This window comes from Microbacterium arborescens (assembly GCF_049707515.1).
Lineage (GTDB): Bacteria > Actinomycetota > Actinomycetes > Actinomycetales > Microbacteriaceae > Microbacterium > Microbacterium arborescens_B.
Genome location: NZ_JBNAFI010000001.1, coordinates 505623 through 522304, shown reverse-complemented (window position 1 = coordinate 522304; position 16682 = coordinate 505623). Strand labels below are relative to the sequence as shown.

The following is a 16682-nucleotide window of genomic DNA, read 5'->3' as shown; positions in this document are numbered from 1 at the left end:
GCGACCTCGCCCCTCACACCGCGTCGGTGCGACGGTAGGCGAGGTCGCGGATGTCGCGTCCCTTCGCGATGCCCTTGCGCTCGAAGGCGGTCATCACGCGCCCCTCGAAGCGGGCCGCCCAGTCGCCCTCGAAGTCGGAGGCGAACCCGGCGGCGTCCGCCATCACCTCGCGCATCTGCCGCGCGTAGTCCTCCCAGTCGGTGGCCAGGCGCAGCACCCCACCGGGCTTGAGCACCCGCGCGGCCAGCGGAGTGAAGTCCGGGGAGATGAGCCGGCGCTTGGTGTGCCGGGTCTTGTGCCAGGGATCGGAGAAGAAGATCCACAGCTCGTCGACCGACGCGGCGGGCAGAAGATGCTCGAGCACCTCGGGGGCGTTGGCCTCGACGAGGCGGAGATTGCGCGCACCGGCGCGGTCGGCGTCGAGCATCGTTCGCGCGAGCCCCGCGCGGAAGACCTCGACGGCGAGGAAGTCCGTCTCGGGTGCGGCCTGCGCCGCCGCCACGATCGCGTGCCCCTGCCCCGATCCGATCTCGACGATGAGCGGGGCGCTGCGCCCGAAGAGCGCCGCGGGGTCGACCTCCGAGCCGGGCCGCACGCTCAGCAGCGCCTGATCGCGCTCGACCGGAACCGCGTAGAACGATCCGAGTTCGTTCCAGGCTCGCTCCTGCCCGTCGCTCATCCGCCCGCTGCGACGGGCGAACGACACCGGCCGCTCGCGGTAGCGGGGTTCGTCACCGGTGTCGGGCGCGTCGGTCTGGGACATGAGTCCAGGGTATCGAGCCGCCGGCGCTGTTCCGGGTGAAGATCTGCCGCGTCAGGCGGTGACGAAGTCGATGAGCTCCTCGACGCGTCCGAGCAGGGCGGGATCGAGATCACGGTAGGTGCGGACGGATCCGAGGATGCGCTGCCAGGCACGCGCGATGTCGGCCTGATCCTCGGCGGGCCAGCCGAGCGCACGACAGACGCCGGTCTTCCACTCGATTCCGCGCGGGACGGTGGGCCACGCGCGGATGCCCACCGCCTCCGGACGCACGCACTGCCAGACATCGATGTGGGGATGACCGACGATCTTGAGGTGCGCGCCGTGCGGACCCCGGAGGATCTGCTCGGCGATCCGTGTCTCCTTCGAGCCGGCGACGAGGTGGTCCACCAGCACTCCGTAGCGGCGCTCGGCGGAAGGCGGCTCGTCGCGCAGAAGGTCCTCCAGGAGGTCGACGCCCTGCAGATACTCCACGACGACCCCCTCCACCCGGAGGTCCGTGCCCCACACCTTCTCGACGAGCTCCGCGTCGTGGCGACCCTCCACGAGGATGCGCGAGGCCCGCGCGACCCGTGCGCGCTGCTGCGGCGCCACGAACGAGCCTGACGCCGTCCGCAGCCGGCCGCTCGGCGCCGCAGCCTGTGGCGCAACGAGCCTGACCGGCTGACCGTCGACAAGGAAACCGCCCCCGAGCGGGAAGATCCGAACCTTTCCGAGCCGGTCTTCGAGTTCGACGTTGCCGGCGCGCACCGCGACCACCGCGCCGCAGTACCCGTCGGATGCGACCTCGACGACGAGGTCGGGGTCGGCGGTGACCTCCGGCACGACTTTGCGGCCGGCGTCGCGCCACCCTGCTGCGAGCACGTCGGTGCCGTACCTGTCGTCCATGAGCCCTCCCGCCTCTCGGCCCCTCGGGCCGCGGGTCAGCGTAACCGCCGACCGTCGCGCACCCGGGTATCCGCGCCGCGATTCCGCTGGCCGCTGATTCACAGTCCGCGCCTAGGCTCGGACTCGAGGCCCTCAATAGAGTGGGAGCGAGGCCGGCCCTCCGACCTCGGAAGGGGAACGGATGCGCGCGCTTCGAGCAGTGACGCTCTCGATCGTGACGAGCCTGGTGCTCGTCCTGGGAGGGTCTGCCGCCGCGTGGGCCACCGCCCCCGTCGACCTCGGCGCAGGGCGCGTCGTCGATCAGGTGGGCGCTCTCTCCTCGGGTGAGGAGAGGGCGGTCGATGAGCGTCTCACTGCACTGAGCGGCGAGGCCGGCGTCGACCTGTGGGTCGTCTACGTCGACGCGTTCTCCGATCCCTCCGACGCCGAGGGGTGGACCAACGCCGTCGCGGAGCGCGGCGGACTCGGCGTGAACCAGTACGTGCTCGCGATCGCGACCGAGCAGCGGAACTTCTACCTCTCCGGAGACACCAGCGGGCCCGTCGACGGTGACACGCTGGGTCGGATCGAGACCCGTGACATCCTGCCCGAACTCCAGTCGGGCGACTGGGGCGGAGCGGCCTTCGCCGCAGCCGGCGGGCTCGCCGACGCCGTGGGCGGCGCCGGCGGCGGGTCGAGCGGCTCGTCGGGGGAACCGGGCGTCTCGGGCCTGACGATCGTCCTCGCCGTCCTCGCGATCGGCGCGGTGATCGCGGTCGTCGTCGTCCTCGTGCGACGCCGCCGACGGGGAACCGCTGCGGGTGGTGGCGCGCCCGCCGAACCGATCGAGGACCTCGCCCGATGCTCCGCGAGCGCACTGGTCGCCGCGGACGACGCCATCCGCACGAGCGAGCAGGAGCTGGGGTTCGCCACCGCTCAGTTCGGCGACGAGGCCGCCGGTGCCTTCGCCGAGACGCTCGCCCAGGCGCGACGCGATCTCGACGAGGCGTTCTCGCTGCAACAGCGCCTCGACGACGATCAGCCCGACAGCGAGGCCGACGTCCGAGCGATCCACACGCGCATCATCGAGCTGTGCGCCCACGCGGACTCCGAGCTCGATGCCCGGGCTGAGGAGTTCGATCGCCTCCGCGCCCTCGAGCAGAACGCCCCTGAGGCGCTCGCGCGCGTCCAGCAGGAACGCCTCGCCGCCGGCCCCGGACTCGAGGGCGCCACCACGACGCTCGACCGGCTCCGCTCCTCCTATGCGCCCGAGGAACTCGCGACGATCGGCGACAACCACGACCAGGCGCAGAGCCGCCTCGAGTACGCCGACGAACGAATCGCGGCGGCGGAGCGCGCGATCGCGGCGGGCGACGGCGCGAGCGCAGCAGTCGCGCTGCGCTCCGCGGAGAGCGCCGTCTCGCAGGCCGCGCAGCTGGAGGCCTCGGTCGAGAAGGTCGCCTCCGACCTCGCGACCGCCGAGCGCGACGCAGCCGCCCTCATCACAGAGCTCGAGCGGGATGCCGCCGCCGCGGTCGGCGTCCCCGATGCCGACGGCTCGCTCGCCGCCGTCGTCTCCGCCACACGCCAGCAGATCGACGCCGCCCGCTCCCAGCTGACCGGAGAGCACCGTCGGCCGCAAGCCGCGCTGTCGGCCCTCCTCGGCGCGAACTCGGCGATCGACGCGGCCCTCGCCGGCGCTCGCGACGCGGCCCAGCGAGCCGCCCGGGCGCGGCAGACCCTCGACCAGCAGCTGCAGCAGGCTCGCGCACAGGTGTCGGCCGCGGAGGACTACATCGGAACGCGGCGCGGCGCGGTCGGTGCGACGGCGAGAACCCGCGTGGCGGAAGCACGAGCCTCCCTCGATCGCGCCGAGGCCACCGCTCAGGTCGAGCCCGAACGCGCTCTGGCGGATGCGGCACGCGCGACCCAGCTGAGCGGGCTCGCCATCGACGCGGCTCGCACCGATGTCGGCGGCTTCGCGCCAGCCTCGTCCGGTTCCGGCTCCAACGGCATGATGGGTGCCATGATCGGCGGCATGGTGCTGAACTCGCTGCTCGGCGGCGGATCGTCCGGACGCCGATCGTCCGGCTTCGGAGGCAGCGGATTCGGCGGCTTCGGCGGCAGCGGCTTCGGTGGCTCGCGCGGCGGATTCGGCGGCGGATCACGCGGCCGCAGCGGTGGCGGCGGCTTCGGCGGCGGGGGCGGACGCTCTCGCCGTGGCGGCGGACGCTTCTGACCTCTCACTTCTCCTCCCAGACCACCCATGAAAGGAACCCCGATGGCAAAGCAGTCCATCTTCGGTCGCATCTCGACGCTCATGAAGGCGAACATCAACGCCCTCCTCGATCAGGCCGAGGACCCGCAGAAGATGCTCGACCAGCTCGTGCGGGATTACACCAACTCCATCGCCGACGCCGAGTCGGCCATCGCCGAGACGATCGGCAACCTGCGCCTGCTCGAGCGCGACCACCAGGAAGACGTCCAGGCGGCCGCCGAGTGGGGCAACAAGGCGCTCGCCGCCAGCCGCAAGGCCGACGAGCTGCGCGCGGTGGGCAACACGGCCGACGCCGACAAGTTCGACAACCTCGCCAAGGTCGCCCTGCAGCGGCAGATCAGCGAGGAGAACGAGGCCCGCACGATCGCGCCGACCATCGCGACCCAGACCGAGGTCGTCGAGAAGCTCAAGGACGGCCTCAACGGCATGAAGGGCAAGCTCGACCAGCTCCGCGCGAAGCGCTCCGAGCTCCTCGCGCGCGCCAAGACCGCCGAGGCTCAGAACCGCGTCCACGACGCCGTCAAGTCGATCGACGTGCTCGACCCCACGAGCGAGCTGGGCCGATTCGAAGACAAGGTCCGCCGTCAGGAGGCCCTCGCGGCCGGCAAGCAGGAGCTCGCCGCCTCCAGCCTCGACGCTCAGTTCGAGAGCCTGGAGGACGTGGGCCAGCTGACCGAGGTCGAGGCGCGCCTGGCCGCGCTGAAGACGGGCGGGGCAGCCGGCGCCATCGAGCGCTGATCCCCGACACCGACGTCCGGGTCTCAGCGCCCGGACGTCGGTGCTCCCTCCTCGCAGAAGCGGTGAACGAAGGATGACGAGATGACCCGATTCATCGTGGTCCCGCAGTGGCAGGGGTCGCCCTCAGCTCGGTCGATGACCCTCATCGACGGCGCCGAGGCGATCGCGGGCGACCTGCCCCGGAGCGCGACCGTCCGGGTCGAGGTGCCCGTCGAGGCCGGTGAGGCCCTCGGCAGCGGCATCCGGCGATTCAGCTCCCTGCAGCGCACCCGCGATCTCATCACCGCCGCTCTGGAAGCCCCCGGCGCCGGAGCCGACGGACCCGGCGCGGCAGGACACGCCGTCGTCGTCGGTGGCGACTGCGGCGTCGCCGTGCCCGCCATCGCCCACGCGGCTGCGCTGCACCCCGACACGGCGGTCGTCTGGTTCGACGCGCACGCCGACCTGCATACGCCTGAGACCTCCCCCTCGGGCGCTTTCGCGGGAATGGCCCTGCGCGCGGTCTTCGACGGGAGTCCCCTGTCGGATCCCGTCGTCCCGGCCGACCGGGTCGTCCTGGCGGGTGCGCGCGAGTTGGACGACGACGAGGTCGAAACGGTGCGCTCGTCCGGGCTCACCCATCTCGGCACCGACGATCTCGTCGATCCGGCACGATTGGCAGAAGCCGTCGCGGCGACGGGGGCGCGCTCGGTGTACGTGCACGTCGATCTCGACGTCCTCGACCCGGCCGCCATCACCGGAGTGGCCGCGCCGGTGCCGTTCGGCCTCGACGTCTCGGCCGTGACCCGAGCGATCGGGATCCTGCGCGAGCACCTGCCACTCGTGGGCGCTTCGGTCTCGGGTTTCGCCCCGCCGCACGACGGTGCCGTCGTCGACGACATGGGAACGGTGCTGCGGGTGGTCGGGGCGTTGGCGTGAGTCCGCGGATGCCGCCCGCCGGATGGCGCCGTCGCGCCGACGAGGCACTCGCCCGAGGTGCGGCGGTGGATCGCGTCCTCCCGTCGATACTGCTGGACTCCCCCATCAGCGCGTTCGGCGCCCGCATCGGCACCGCCTTCGGCTTCGTGTGGGGCACCCTGTGGTCGACCGGCCGCGTCGAACGCCGGTCCGGACTCTGGGTCTTCCGCGGCATGCCGGGCTGGACCTTCGGCCGGGGCGGCGTCTGCGTGGGATCCTGTTTCCTCACCGGCGACCGTGAGCCGAGCGAACGGATCCTCATCCACGAAGCGGTGCACGCACGGCAGTGGCGACGCTACGGCCTCCTCATGCCGCTGCTGTACCTCTTCGCGGGTCGCGATCCGCTGCGGAACCGGTTCGAGATCGAGGCGGGACTGGCGGACGGCAACTACATCCCCCGTCGGGCCGAACGCTCCTGACGAGCGTCAGCGCGCTGTCGCGAGGCCGAAGCGTTCGGGAGTGTGGATGGTCGCCGTCGTCATGCCGCACCGCGAGGTGAGATGGTCGACGATGTCGGCCGTGCCGAGGAATCCGCCGAGGAGGTGCACAGGCGTCGCGTGAGCGGCATCCGTGCACAGCATCTCGTCGGCCCACGCCGCGACCGCACGCGAAAGCGCCTCACCGGGCGCGCACGCACGACCCGAGCCCGGGGCGCCGCTGCGCGACGAGCGGTCGAGCCACGTCACGACCATCCGCGGGGGCGCCGACACGCTGCCGATCCATGCGGCGTCGGGAACCTCGATGAAGACCCGTCCGGTCGAGCACAGCGGCAGCGTCGCGAGCAGCGCCTCGAGCTCGGCGAGTGAGTGCTCGTCGGCCGTGACCAGGTGCTGCACCCGGACATGCTTCGAGGCGCGACAGGCGGCGGCGCTGTGGAGCTCGGTCATGATGCCTCCACTATACCCGCGGCGTAGGCATGCCTTACCTTCGTCGCGGGATGGAAACCGCCATCGGCATCGGTTCCCGTCAGAGCAGGATGATGCGACGCAGCTCCGTCAGCTCCGCGTCGGCGAGCCCGTGGGCGCGGAGGTAGTCGGCGGGCGAGCCGTAGCGCTGCCGAAGATCCGACAGGAGCGCACGCATGACCGGCGCCGGCGAACGCGTCGCGAGATCGACCAGCTGCGGGGCGTCGGGGTGGTGCGCCCGCAGGTACGCGAGAATCGGTGCGTTCCGCTCCGCGGGCAGGAGCGTCTCGGTGCGGGCGTAGTCCGCTACGACGGCATCCTCGTCGACTCCCGCCGCCGCGAGGATGAGCGCGATCGTCACGCCGGTGCGGTCCTTACCGATCGTGCAGTGCACGAGGACCGGCTGCTCCGCGATGACTCCGCGGACCACCTCGAGCACACGGGGCGCGGAATCGTCGACGAGCGAGCGGTACATCGACTCGAGCGACATGTCGGCGCGGAACAGCGAGGCTACCGAGCCCAGGAACAACGGAACACGCTGCGTCGGGATGAGGAGGTCGCCGAGCACCGTCGGCTCGGAGCGCACCTCGTCGTCGTCGCGGAGATCGATGATCCGCCGCAGACCCAGGTCGCCGAGCGCGCGGCGACCGTCGTCGTCGACGCGGAAGAGGTTGCCCGAGCGATAGAGCACACCGGAGCGTGTCGTGGTGGTGCCGGCCGGCAGACCGCCGGTGTCGCGGAAGTTCAGGGCTCCCGGCACCGATAGCGACGCGTCGCCGCTCATCCGGCTGGCCGCGGAAGCGGCGGAACCGGGTACCGACCCGCGATCGTCAGGCGGTTGAAGGCGTTGATCGAGATGAACAGCCAGCTGAGGGCGACGTACTCGGCTTCGGAGAACACGCCGCCGACGCGGTCGTAGAGCTCATCCGACACGCCCTCGTCGGCGATGTGGACATAGGCCTCGGCCAGTTCCAGCGCCGTGCGCTCGCGGTCGTCGAAGACCCCCGATTCGCGCCATGTCGCGAGCTGAGCGATCTCGTCGGCCGAGACACCGGCGGCGACGGCCCGCCCGACGTGCACCCGGACGCAATACGCGCAGGCGTTGAGCTGCGAGCTGTGGACGAGGGCGAGCTCTTTGAGGCGCTCGTCGATGCCGGCATCCTGCGCGATCGTCCCGACGGTGCGGGCGAACGCGTCGAGGGCGTCGTAGGCCGGACGCGCCGCCTTGGCCAGGTGAATGCGCCGCTCGGGACTCATGCGTCAAGCCTAGCCACCGCCCTCCCCCGGCGCGCGAGAATGGACACCTCCCGAGACGAAGGAATCCCGTGCACGACGACACGTTCGACGAGTTCTCGTTCCTGCCCGTGCAGGCCGCCGAGGCCGGGGTGCCCTCCCCCGCGGCGCAGCGCCTGTTCACGTTCGCTCCCGACGGCCGGCCCGTGAGCGCGCTGCGTATCGGCGACGGCGACCCGGAGGTCACGCTGCTGCACGGCGCCGGGCTCAACGCGCACACCTGGGACCGCACCGTCCTGGCTCTGGGGCGTCCGGCCCTGGCGATCGACCTGCCCGGGCACGGCGACTCGGGCTGGCGCGACGACGCCGACTACACGGGGCGCACACTCGCCGCCGACGTCGCCCCCGCGGTCGCGCAGTGGACGGACACGCCGCAGATCGTCGTCGGGCAGTCGCTCGGAGGCCTGACAGCGGCGGCGCTCGCCGCGACACATCCCGAGCTGATCCGGGCACTCGTCGTCGTCGACATCGCCCCCGGCCTCGACCCGGCGGGCGGCGCCGCGCAGATCCGGCAGTTCTTCGCGGGCCCGACCCACTGGGCCTCTCGCGCTGAGATGGTCGAGCGTGCCCTCTCGTTCGGGCTCGGCGGCGACCGCACCGCGGCCGAGCGGGGGGTCTTCCTGAACTCGCGGGTGCGCGAGGACGGTCGCGTCGAGTGGAAGCACCACTTCGCGCACATCGCCAACGCGCTCGCCGCCGATCCCGGCGCCGCAGCGGCGGCATCCGAGCGCCAGGACGCGCTGACGGCCGCACTCGCCGCCTCGGGCTGGGACGACCTCGCCGCCGTGACCGCACCGATCACTCTCGTGCGCGGCACGCGGGGGTATCTCACGGACGCCGACGTCGAGCGCTTCGCGCACCGGCTTCCCGCTGCACGGATCGTGACCGTCGAGTCCGGCCACAACGTGCAGGAGGAGCTGCCGACCGAGCTCGCACGGATCATCCGGGACGCCCCGACCCCCTGACCGACCTCGCGCAGCCCGTGCACGGCCCGCCCCCGGTGAAATAGCTGGACGCCGTGCGACGCTAGAGGTCGGCGAATGCGTCTCACGGTCGCGCCGGACCCTAGGCTGTATGCCGCACTGAGTTCGCGGACGTGCATCCCACAGCGATGATGCCGCCGCCCTTGCGAAAGGAACCCTCCGCCACATGCTTCGCCGCACCACCGTGACCGCCGCCGCGCTGCTGGCCGCAGGCACGCTGCTCCTCGCCGGCTGCACCGGATCCACCGATCCCGCCCCGTCGGCCACCATGGGCGTGCCCGACCCGGACGCGAGCGTCAACATCCGCCTGGTGCTCGAGCCCTCGAACCTCGACATCCGTCAGACCGCCGGCATCTCGCTCGACCAGACGCTCATCGACAACGTCTACCAGGGCCTGGTCGCCCGCACCGCCGAGGGAGAGATCGTCGATGCGCTCGCCAGCGGGCACGAGGTGTCCGCCGATGGCCTGACCTATACGTTCACGCTGCGCGAGGGAGTCACCTTCCACGACGGCCAGCCGCTCACCCCGCAAGACGTCGTCTCGTCGTTGACCACCCGGCAGGCCACGCCCGGGTGGGCCGACAGCGAGCGACTCGCGAACATCACGTCGATCGCAGCGGAGGGCCAGACCATCACGCTGACGCTGTCGCAGCCCGACTCCTCGCTGCTGTGGAACCTGACCGGCCGGGCCGGCATCATCCTCAAGGAGGGCGACGCCGTCGATTACAACACCGCGGCCAACGGCACCGGCCCGTTCCGACTCGCGAACTGGCGTCAGGGCGCCAGCCTGACTCTCGAGCGCAACGAGGCGTACTGGGGCGACGCAGCACAGGTCGCCGACGTGACGTTCGATTTCATCCCCGACAACCAGGCCGCGATCAACGCAGCCCTCGCCGGCGAGATCGATGTCGTCGTCGGCTTCGACGCGAACCTCGCCGATCAGGTCGAGGGCGGCGGCGACTTCGTCGTCGAGACCGGCAGCGCGACCGACAAGAGCGTGCTCGCGATGAACGCGACAGCGGGCCCCTTGGCCGACGCGCGCGTGCGGGAGGCGATCAGAACCGCGATCGACCATGACGCCATCGTCGAGGCTGTGGGTGCCGGTCAGACGCTCTACGGCCCGATCCCGGAGGCCGACCCCGGCTACGAGGATCTCTCGGACGTCGTGTCGTACGACCCGGATGCCGCGCGCGCACTCTTGAGCGAGGCGGGCGTGAGCGACGTCGCGCTCACCCTGACGATCCCGTCGGCTTACGGCACCACCCTGCCGCAGATCCTCGTCTCGAACCTCAACGACGTCGGCATCGACCTCAAGGTGAACCCCGTCGACTTCGGCACGTGGCTGAGCGACGTCTACACGAACAAGGACTACGAGCTCAGCGTGGTCAACCACGCCGAGCCCCGCGACTTCGAGAACTGGGCGAACCCCGACTACTACTTCACCTACGACAACGCCGAGGTGCAAGATCTCTACGCGCAGTCGCTGCTCGCCACCGACGAGCAGGCCGCCGACGATCTCCTGAAGCAGGCAGCACGCATCGTCTCGGAGGACCACGCAGCCGACTGGCTCTACAACTGGGCTTCGGTGGTGGCGGTCGCCACGAACGTCTCGGGCATGCCCGTCGACAACGTGAACGCCCGCATCAACCTCGCCGAGATCGCCAAGAGCGACGGGTGATCCGGTACGCGCTGACGCGACTGGCCCTGCTGCTGCTGGGTCTGGTCGTCGCCAGCGTGCTGATCTTCGTGACGTTGCGGGTTCTTCCCGGCGACGTCGCCCAGCAGATCGCCGGCACCAACTCGACCCCGGAGCAGGTCGCCGCCCTTCGTGAGCGTCTCGGCCTCGACGTGCCGTTGCCGATGCAGTACCTCGAATGGATGTCGGGGCTGCTCTGCGGCGACCTCGGCACCTCGCTCGTGACCGGCACGCCCGTCGCTGCGGAGCTCGCAGCCAAGGCGCAGGTCACCGTCCCCCTCGGGCTGATGTCGATGGTCGTCGCGCTGGTCATCGCGCTGCCGTTCGGCTTCGTCGCGGCGATCCGTCGCGGCCGCGTCGACGGCACGGCTCTCTCGTTCGGCGCGCAGGCTCTCGCCGCCGTTCCGGTCGTGTGGGCGGGGATGATGCTCGTCGTGGTCTTCGCCGTCTGGCTCGGCTGGTTTCCCGCGCAGGGTTTCCCGCGCGCAGGCTGGAGCGACCCGGGCCGGGCGTTCGCCTCGCTCGTCCTGCCGGCCGTCACCATCGGCGTCGTCGAGGGCGCGATGCTGATGCGGTTCGTGCGCAGCGCGACGCTCTCGGCGATGGGGCAGGACTTCGTCCGGACGGCTGCGGCGAAGGGGCTCACCCGCCGGACTGCACTCGTACGCCACGGCCTGCCGACGGTCGGGCTGTCGATCGTCAGCGTGCTCGGACTGCAGGTCGCGGGCATCGTGGTCGGCGCGGTCGTGATCGAGCAGCTCTTCACCCTGCCCGGCATCGGACGCATGCTCGTCGCCGACGTCGGTCTGCGCGACCTGCCGAAGGTGCAGGGTGAGCTGCTGGCCCTCACCGCCGTCGTGCTCGTCGTCGGCTTCGTGGTCGACCTGCTGCACCGCGGCCTGGATCCGAGACAGCGGGAGGCGTCGTGAATGCGCGGATGTCGTGGCTGCGGCGGCTGTGGACGCTCCCGGCCGGGCGCTTCGGCCTCGTCGTCGTGGTCGCCATCGGCGTCCTCGCGGCGGTGTCGTTGGTGTGGACGCCGTTCGACCCGCAGCGGGTCGACATCCCCGCGCGCTGGAGCCCGCCGGGCTGGCCGCACATCCTCGGCACGGATGCCTCGGGTCGCGACATCCTGTCGCTGCTTCTCGCAGGAGCACGCACGACGGTCCTCGTCGCCGCGGGCGCCGGCGCCGTAGCCACCCTCATCGGCATCGCGCTGGCGTGCCTCGGGGCGCTCACGGGCCGCTGGACCCGCGAGGTCGTCGCCGTGCTCGTCGACATCCTGATCGCCTTCCCTGTGCTGTTGATCGCGATGATGATCTCGGCAGTGTGGGGCGGCTCGCTGTGGGTCGTCGTGATCTCGGTCGGCATCGGCTTCGGGGTCAACATCGCGCGGGTGACGCGGCCGGAGCTGCGCCGCACCCTGCACAGCGACTTCGTGCTCGCGGCGCGCGCCAACGGCCTGACGCCGTGGCAGATCGCGGTGCGTCATCTGCTCCCCAACGTCGCTCCGGTCTTCATCGTCCAGCTGTCGTGGGGCATGGCCGTCGCGGTGCTCGCCGAGGCGGGCCTGAGCTACCTCGGATTCGGAGCTCCCCCGACGCAGCCGTCGTGGGGACTGCTGCTCAGCGAGCTGCAGAACTACCTGACGGCACATCCGCTGAGCGTCGTGTGGCCGGGGCTCGCGATCACGATCACCGTGCTGGGTCTGAACCTCCTCGGCGACGGCCTGCGCGAGGCGACCGACCCGACGCTCGCCCGACGCCGGTCGCCGGCCGCCTCGCACACACCGGCGGTGGTCGCATGAGTCTCGAGGTCACCGGCCTGTCGATCGCGCTCGACGGCCGCCGCGTGGTCGACGACGTGTCTTTCATTGTCGCCGACGGCGCCCGTGTCGGGCTCATCGGCGAATCGGGCTCGGGCAAGTCCGTGACCGCCCTCGCCGTCCTGGGCTTGCTGCCCGACGGCGCCGAGGTCGACGGCAGCATCCGGTGGAACGGACGGGAGCTGATCGGGCTGCCCGATCGCGAACTCGCCGCTGTGCGCGGCGCGGAGATCGGCATCGTCTTCCAGGAGCCGCAGACCGCCTTGAACCCCCTGCGGACGGTCGGACGTCAGATCGCCGAGCCCCTGCGCATCCACGGCCGGACCGGTCGCCGCGAAGCTCTCGCGCGAGCGCAGGCCGATGCCGACCGGGTGAGGCTGCCCGAGGGCGCCCTCCGGCGGTATCCGCATCAGCTCTCGGGCGGCCAGCGTCAGCGGGTCGCCATCGCCATGGCCCTCGCGTCGCGGCCCCGCCTGCTGATCGCCGACGAGCCGACGACGGCGCTCGACGTGACGATCCAGGCCGAGATCCTCGGGCTTCTCGAAGACCTCGTCGCAGACGACGGGATGTCTCTGCTGTTCATCACCCACGACCTCGCGGTGCTGTCGCAGGTCGCCACCGAGGCTGTCGTGCTCGAGCGCGGCCGCGTCGTCGAGGCGGGAGCCGTGCGCGACCTGCTCACCGCGCCGCGCTCGGAGGTCACGCGCGGCCTGCTGCGGGATGCGACGGCCACGGTGTGGCGCCCGGAGGGAGCGTCGTGACCGGCGAAGCGCTCATCTCGGCACGCGGGCTGAGCAGACGTTACCGCTCGCGTTCCGGCCCCGGCGCCGCGCGCCGCGAGACGGTGGCCCTCGACGACGTCGACGTCGATGTCCGGGCGGGGTCTGCGCTCGGCATCATCGGCGAGTCCGGATCGGGTAAGTCCACACTCGTACGCCTTCTGCTGGGCCTCGACGCACCGTCGGCGGGGACCGTCACGATCGACGGGCGATCCGTCGACGCCCGGGCGTCGGCACGCAGCCTGCACTGGCTCCGCCGGCGCACGGGCATCGTCTTCCAGGACCCGTACGCCTCGCTCGATCCCCGCATGAGCGTGGGCCGCATCGTCGCCGAACCGCTGTGGGCGCTCGGCATCCCGGGCGACCGGCGCGCTCGCGTGCACGAGGTGCTGTCGGACGTCGGACTCGACGCCGATGCCGCCGAGCGCTTCCCCCACGAGTTCTCGGGCGGACAGCGCCAGCGCATCGCCCTCGCGCGGGCGATCGCCCATCGCCCCGAGATCCTCGTCGGCGACGAGCCGCTGTCGGCCCTGGACGTCACGGTGCGCGCGCAGATCCTCGAGGTCCTGCGCCGGCTGCGGGCGGAACAGGGGATGACGCTGCTGCTCGTCTCGCACGACATCGGGGTGGTCCAGAACCTCTGCGACGACGTCATCGTGATGACCGGGGGCCGCATCGTCGAGGAGGGGCCGACGGAGAAGGTGCTGCTGCAGCCGCAGGCCGCCTACACGCGCCGCCTCCTCGCCTCGGTGCCGGTCATCGACCCTCACCGCGCACACGACTGAGCCCCGGCACGCGCCGAAACGGCCGCGACAGGGCTCGGTGTCGGCGGGCGGCGCTACCGTGGGGCCATGCGCGCGATCATCCCCCCGTACCTCCTCGCCCGCGTCGCCTCCGCCCGCGAGCCGCATCTCGCCCGCGCCGCCGTCGCCGCACGCACCACCCTCGCTGCCCGCCCATCCGACCTCGCCGGGCGTTCGCAGCTCCGACTCTCCGTCGAGCCGGGCGGCACCCTCGTCGCCGAACGCATCGCGGCAGCCGACCGTGCGGTGTCGGACGCGCAGAACCGCGAGGATCTCCCGGGGGTCCTCGTCCGACGCGAGGACGATCCGCCCACCGGTGATCGCGCGACCGACGAGGCGTTCGACGGACTCGGCGCGACCTTCTCGTTCTTCCTCGACGCATACGGTCGCGACTCGATCGACGGTCGTGGCGGCGTGCTCGCAGCCACCGTCCACTACGGCGAGGCCTACGACAACGCGTTCTGGAACGGCGAGCGCATGGTTTTCGGCGACGGCGACGGCGAGGTGTTCACCGGGTTCACCGGCTCGTTGACGGTCATCGCGCACGAGCTCGCGCATGGCGTGACCGAGTTCTCGGGGGGCCTGACGTATGCGGGTCAGTCGGGAGCTCTCAACGAGTCGCTGTCCGATGTGTTCGGCGCCCTCACCGAGCAGTATCAGCTCGGTCAGCGCGCCGACCGGGCGTCCTGGCTCATCGGCGAAGGCATCTTCACCGACAGCGTGCAGGGGCGCGCGCTGCGCTCACTCGCCGAGCCCGGGTCGGCGTACGACGACGACGTGCTCGGGCGCGACCCGCAGCCCGGACACATGCGCGACTACGTCGAGACGACGAGCGACAACGGCGGCGTCCACATCAACTCGGGAATTCCGAACCGCGCCTTCCACCTCTTGGCGACGCGGCTCGGCGGCTATGCCTGGGAGCGGGCGGGTCTCATCTGGTACCGCACGCTCACGTCGGGCGCCCTCTCCCCCGAGTACGACTTCGCGGCGTTCGCCGTTGCCACCGTCGACACTGCCACCGACGAGTACGGTGAGGGATCGGAGGAGGTCGCCGCAGTTCGTGCCGGATGGCACGGCGTCGGCGTGCTGGAGGATGCCTGACACCGAAGACGGCGCGTCGAGCCCCCTGCTCATCGTGGTCGAACGCAGCGGCGGGTTCGCGGGGCTGACACGGACCTGGCGGGTCGAGCCGAGCGACGCGGACCGCGGTCCCTGGCTCGAGCTGATCCGGCGATGCCCCTGGGATGCGCCGGCACCGTCCGCTTCAGCGCCGGGAGCGGATCGCTTCCGCTGGCACATCGTCGTCTCCGACAGCGAGGCCACGCATCAGGCGGAACTCGCCGACGACCTCGAGTCGCCGTGGCGCTCGCTGGTCGAGGCGGTGCGATCGGGGCGACCGCCGGAGCCCGAGGGCCGGACATCCCCCGAACCGGCCTGACGGCTCAGTCCGCCTTCTGCGCGAACAGACCGCGCAGCCCCTTCTTCTGCTGCTCGAGCGACTTCTGCAGGTAGATCGTGCCGAGCCACCGGCCGAACTTGTGACCGACGCGCCCCATCCGACCGACCTCGACGAAGCCGAACCGTTCGTGCAGGGCGATGGATGCCTCGGCTCCCTTGTCGCTGACGACTGCGACGATCTCGCGCAACCCGAGCTGCTGACACGCATCGATGAGCGACGCGAGCAGAGCACGCCCGAGGCCCTTGCCCGTCGCCGCCTGGCCGAGGTAGATCGAGGTCTCGGCGGTGTAACGGTAACCGGTCTTCCCGTTCCAGGGTGAGGCCAGCGCGTAGCCGAGGATCTGTCCGGTGGGCGACACCGCGACGAGGAAGGGGAGCTTGAGCTTGCTCAGATAGTCGAACTTCTCCCGCCACTGCGCGAGGGACCACTTCTTCTCGTCGAAGGTCACCACGGAGTTCGTCACGTAGTAGTTGTAGATCTCGCGGATGTCGGGAAGGTCGTCAGACCCCGCCGGACGGATCTCGTAGGCGAAGGGCCGTTCGGGTTCAGGCGGTCGACGCAGATGCCGGGGAAGGCGTCGGCGATCGCGGTTGTAGTCCTCCTCGAGCATGAGACAACTTTACGGGCCGCACGTTTCACGCCGATGACGACGGCGGATCAGGCCTCCGGGATGCGCCAGTCGATCGGTGCGCCGCCACGCTCGACGAGCAGCTCGTTCGCGCGCGAGAACGGTCGCGAGCCGAAGAAGCCGCGGCTCGCGGAGAGCGGTGACGGATGCGGCGACGCGACGATCGCCGTGTCGCCGAGCAGCGGTCGGAGGCTCGCGGCATCCTTCCCCCACAGGATCGCGACGAGCGGCTGCTCGCGGTCCACGAGTGCGCGGATCGCGTGCTCGGTGACGCGTTCCCAACCCCAGCCGCGGTGCGACGCGGGCGCGCCGGGCGCGACCGTCAGCACCCGGTTCAGCAGCAGTACCCCCTGAGAGGTCCAGGCCGAGAGGTCTCCGTGCGCAGCCGGCGGGATGCCGAGGTCGGCTTCGAGTTCGCGGTAGATGTTGCCGAGGCTGCGCGGGATCGGACGCACGTGCGCGTCGACCGCGAAGGAGAGCCCGATGGGGTGTCCCGGGGTCGGGTAGGGGTCCTGGCCGACGATCAAGACCCGGACGTCGGCCATCGGTCGCTGGAAGGCGCGCAGCACCCGGTCACCCGCCGGGAGGGAACCGCGACCGGCGGCGGTCTCCGCGCGCAGCCGTTCGCCGAGGGCGGCGATGTCGGCGGCCACGGGCTGCAGGGCTTCGGCCCAGTCGGGCGCCATCGATCCGTCGGCGGCCAGTTCGGTC

At 71.4% G+C, this 16682-nt stretch carries 19 protein-coding genes; 12 read left to right on the top strand and 7 right to left on the bottom strand.

The genetic code is table 11. The features are described from left to right. Positions 1-13: 13 nt before the first annotated feature. On the bottom strand, positions 14-763 hold the full coding sequence (gene trmB, locus ACPYN5_RS02265; RefSeq protein WP_424447358.1) for a tRNA (guanosine(46)-N7)-methyltransferase TrmB: 750 nt from the start codon (positions 761-763) through the stop codon (positions 14-16). A 51-nt stretch (positions 764-814) separates the two neighbouring features. Beyond that, positions 815-1648 carry a DUF3097 domain-containing protein gene (locus ACPYN5_RS02260; RefSeq protein ID WP_424447357.1) on the bottom strand — a complete coding sequence of 278 codons (834 nt, stop codon included), beginning with the start codon at positions 1646-1648 and terminating at the stop codon, positions 815-817. A 181-nt stretch (positions 1649-1829) separates the two neighbouring features. Here ACPYN5_RS02260 and ACPYN5_RS02255 point away from each other — a divergent pair, with 181 nt between their 5' ends. The 4 genes from ACPYN5_RS02255 (at position 1830) to ACPYN5_RS02240 (ending at position 6019) form a co-directional block, all read left to right on the top strand. After that, complete coding sequence (locus ACPYN5_RS02255) at positions 1830-3866, top strand: TPM domain-containing protein (protein ID WP_424447356.1); 2037 nt, start codon at positions 1830-1832, stop codon at positions 3864-3866. Between the two features lie 42 nt (positions 3867-3908). Then, a complete protein-coding gene (locus ACPYN5_RS02250) occupies positions 3909-4643 on the top strand; it encodes a PspA/IM30 family protein (RefSeq protein WP_424447355.1) in 735 nt (244 codons plus the stop codon). Positions 4644-4724: 81 nt separating this feature from the next. After that, a complete protein-coding gene (locus ACPYN5_RS02245; RefSeq protein WP_424447354.1) occupies positions 4725-5561 on the top strand; it encodes an arginase family protein in 837 nt (278 codons plus the stop codon). A gap of 8 nt (positions 5562-5569) precedes the next feature. Beyond that, a complete protein-coding gene (locus tag ACPYN5_RS02240) occupies positions 5570-6019 on the top strand; it encodes a Fe-S oxidoreductase (RefSeq protein WP_424447353.1) in 450 nt (149 codons plus the stop codon). 6 nt (positions 6020-6025) lie between these two features. Here ACPYN5_RS02240 and ACPYN5_RS02235 read toward each other — a convergent pair whose 3' ends face one another. From ACPYN5_RS02235 to ACPYN5_RS02225, 3 genes are all read right to left on the bottom strand, one after another. Continuing rightward, positions 6026-6487 carry an SIP domain-containing protein gene (locus ACPYN5_RS02235; protein WP_424447352.1) on the bottom strand — a complete coding sequence of 154 codons (462 nt, stop codon included), beginning with the start codon at positions 6485-6487 and terminating at the stop codon, positions 6026-6028. A gap of 79 nt (positions 6488-6566) precedes the next feature. After that, complete coding sequence (locus ACPYN5_RS02230) at positions 6567-7289, bottom strand: tyrosine-protein phosphatase (protein WP_424447351.1); 723 nt, start codon at positions 7287-7289, stop codon at positions 6567-6569. Further along, positions 7286-7762 carry a carboxymuconolactone decarboxylase family protein gene (locus ACPYN5_RS02225; RefSeq protein ID WP_424447350.1) on the bottom strand — a complete coding sequence of 159 codons (477 nt, stop codon included), beginning with the start codon at positions 7760-7762 and terminating at the stop codon, positions 7286-7288. The genes ACPYN5_RS02230 and ACPYN5_RS02225 overlap by 4 nt, the downstream gene beginning before the upstream one ends. A gap of 68 nt (positions 7763-7830) precedes the next feature. On the opposite strand from ACPYN5_RS02225, the gene ACPYN5_RS02220 reads away from it, so the two are divergent. From ACPYN5_RS02220 to ACPYN5_RS02185, 8 genes are all read left to right on the top strand, one after another. Continuing rightward, the gene (locus ACPYN5_RS02220) at positions 7831-8763 is read left to right on the top strand and encodes an alpha/beta fold hydrolase (RefSeq protein ID WP_424447349.1); all 933 of its coding nucleotides are present in this window, start codon (positions 7831-7833) and stop codon (positions 8761-8763) included. Between the two features lie 184 nt (positions 8764-8947). Beyond that, positions 8948-10459, top strand: coding sequence for an ABC transporter substrate-binding protein (locus ACPYN5_RS02215; protein WP_424447348.1), 1512 nt, complete (start codon positions 8948-8950; stop codon positions 10457-10459). Next, the gene (locus ACPYN5_RS02210) at positions 10456-11406 is read left to right on the top strand and encodes an ABC transporter permease (protein ID WP_424447347.1); all 951 of its coding nucleotides are present in this window, start codon (positions 10456-10458) and stop codon (positions 11404-11406) included. The genes ACPYN5_RS02215 and ACPYN5_RS02210 overlap by 4 nt, the downstream gene beginning before the upstream one ends. An 8-nt stretch (positions 11407-11414) precedes the next feature. Continuing rightward, positions 11415-12284, top strand: coding sequence for an ABC transporter permease (locus tag ACPYN5_RS02205; protein WP_424447346.1), 870 nt, complete (start codon positions 11415-11417; stop codon positions 12282-12284). After that, positions 12281-13063 carry an ATP-binding cassette domain-containing protein gene (locus ACPYN5_RS02200; protein ID WP_424447345.1) on the top strand — a complete coding sequence of 261 codons (783 nt, stop codon included), beginning with the start codon at positions 12281-12283 and terminating at the stop codon, positions 13061-13063. Before ACPYN5_RS02205 ends, ACPYN5_RS02200 begins: the two co-directional genes overlap by 4 nt. A 14-nt stretch (positions 13064-13077) precedes the next feature. Further along, positions 13078-13866, top strand: coding sequence for an ABC transporter ATP-binding protein (locus ACPYN5_RS02195; protein WP_424447674.1), 789 nt, complete (start codon positions 13078-13080; stop codon positions 13864-13866). 66 nt (positions 13867-13932) lie between these two features. Next, positions 13933-14985 carry a M4 family metallopeptidase gene (locus ACPYN5_RS02190; protein ID WP_424447344.1) on the top strand — a complete coding sequence of 351 codons (1053 nt, stop codon included), beginning with the start codon at positions 13933-13935 and terminating at the stop codon, positions 14983-14985. Next, positions 14978-15322: a protealysin inhibitor emfourin gene (locus tag ACPYN5_RS02185; RefSeq protein ID WP_424447343.1), complete on the top strand. Its 345-nt coding sequence runs from the start codon at positions 14978-14980 to the stop codon at positions 15320-15322. Before ACPYN5_RS02190 ends, ACPYN5_RS02185 begins: the two co-directional genes overlap by 8 nt. A gap of 4 nt (positions 15323-15326) precedes the next feature. On the opposite strand, the gene ACPYN5_RS02180 is transcribed toward ACPYN5_RS02185, so the two are convergent. Both ACPYN5_RS02180 and ACPYN5_RS02175 read right to left on the bottom strand, forming a co-directional pair. Continuing rightward, positions 15327-15953 (bottom strand): GNAT family N-acetyltransferase, encoded by a 627-nt coding sequence (locus ACPYN5_RS02180; protein ID WP_424447342.1) that lies wholly within the window; start codon positions 15951-15953, stop codon positions 15327-15329. A 47-nt stretch (positions 15954-16000) separates the two neighbouring features. After that, positions 16001-16657, bottom strand: coding sequence for a uracil-DNA glycosylase (locus tag ACPYN5_RS02175; RefSeq protein WP_424447673.1), 657 nt, complete (start codon positions 16655-16657; stop codon positions 16001-16003). Positions 16658-16682 lie beyond the last annotated feature (25 nt).

What these genes read in the sequence shown, in the direction of transcription:
- ACPYN5_RS02260 (WP_424447357.1), bottom strand. Translation starts at nt 1,648, where the DNA reads ATGGACGACAGGTACGGCACCGACGTGCTCGCAGCAGGGTGGCGCGAC.
- ACPYN5_RS02180 (WP_424447342.1), bottom strand. Translation starts at nt 15,953, where the DNA reads ATGCTCGAGGAGGACTACAACCGCGATCGCCGACGCCTTCCCCGGCAT.
- trmB (WP_424447358.1), bottom strand. Translation starts at nt 763, where the DNA reads ATGTCCCAGACCGACGCGCCCGACACCGGTGACGAACCCCGCTACCGC.
- ACPYN5_RS02200 (WP_424447345.1), top strand. Translation starts at nt 12,281, where the DNA reads ATGAGTCTCGAGGTCACCGGCCTGTCGATCGCGCTCGACGGCCGCCGC.
- ACPYN5_RS02215 (WP_424447348.1), top strand. Translation starts at nt 8,948, where the DNA reads ATGCTTCGCCGCACCACCGTGACCGCCGCCGCGCTGCTGGCCGCAGGC.
- ACPYN5_RS02225 (WP_424447350.1), bottom strand. Translation starts at nt 7,762, where the DNA reads ATGAGTCCCGAGCGGCGCATTCACCTGGCCAAGGCGGCGCGTCCGGCC.
- ACPYN5_RS02250 (WP_424447355.1), top strand. Translation starts at nt 3,909, where the DNA reads ATGGCAAAGCAGTCCATCTTCGGTCGCATCTCGACGCTCATGAAGGCG.
- ACPYN5_RS02205 (WP_424447346.1), top strand. Translation starts at nt 11,415, where the DNA reads ATGTCGTGGCTGCGGCGGCTGTGGACGCTCCCGGCCGGGCGCTTCGGC.
- ACPYN5_RS02230 (WP_424447351.1), bottom strand. Translation starts at nt 7,289, where the DNA reads ATGAGCGGCGACGCGTCGCTATCGGTGCCGGGAGCCCTGAACTTCCGC.
- ACPYN5_RS02255 (WP_424447356.1), top strand. Translation starts at nt 1,830, where the DNA reads ATGCGCGCGCTTCGAGCAGTGACGCTCTCGATCGTGACGAGCCTGGTG.
- ACPYN5_RS02185 (WP_424447343.1), top strand. Translation starts at nt 14,978, where the DNA reads ATGCCTGACACCGAAGACGGCGCGTCGAGCCCCCTGCTCATCGTGGTC.
- ACPYN5_RS02235 (WP_424447352.1), bottom strand. Translation starts at nt 6,487, where the DNA reads ATGACCGAGCTCCACAGCGCCGCCGCCTGTCGCGCCTCGAAGCATGTC.
- ACPYN5_RS02245 (WP_424447354.1), top strand. Translation starts at nt 4,725, where the DNA reads ATGACCCGATTCATCGTGGTCCCGCAGTGGCAGGGGTCGCCCTCAGCT.
- ACPYN5_RS02240 (WP_424447353.1), top strand. Translation starts at nt 5,570, where the DNA reads ATGCCGCCCGCCGGATGGCGCCGTCGCGCCGACGAGGCACTCGCCCGA.
- ACPYN5_RS02190 (WP_424447344.1), top strand. Translation starts at nt 13,933, where the DNA reads ATGCGCGCGATCATCCCCCCGTACCTCCTCGCCCGCGTCGCCTCCGCC.
- ACPYN5_RS02175 (WP_424447673.1), bottom strand. Translation starts at nt 16,657, where the DNA reads ATGGCGCCCGACTGGGCCGAAGCCCTGCAGCCCGTGGCCGCCGACATC.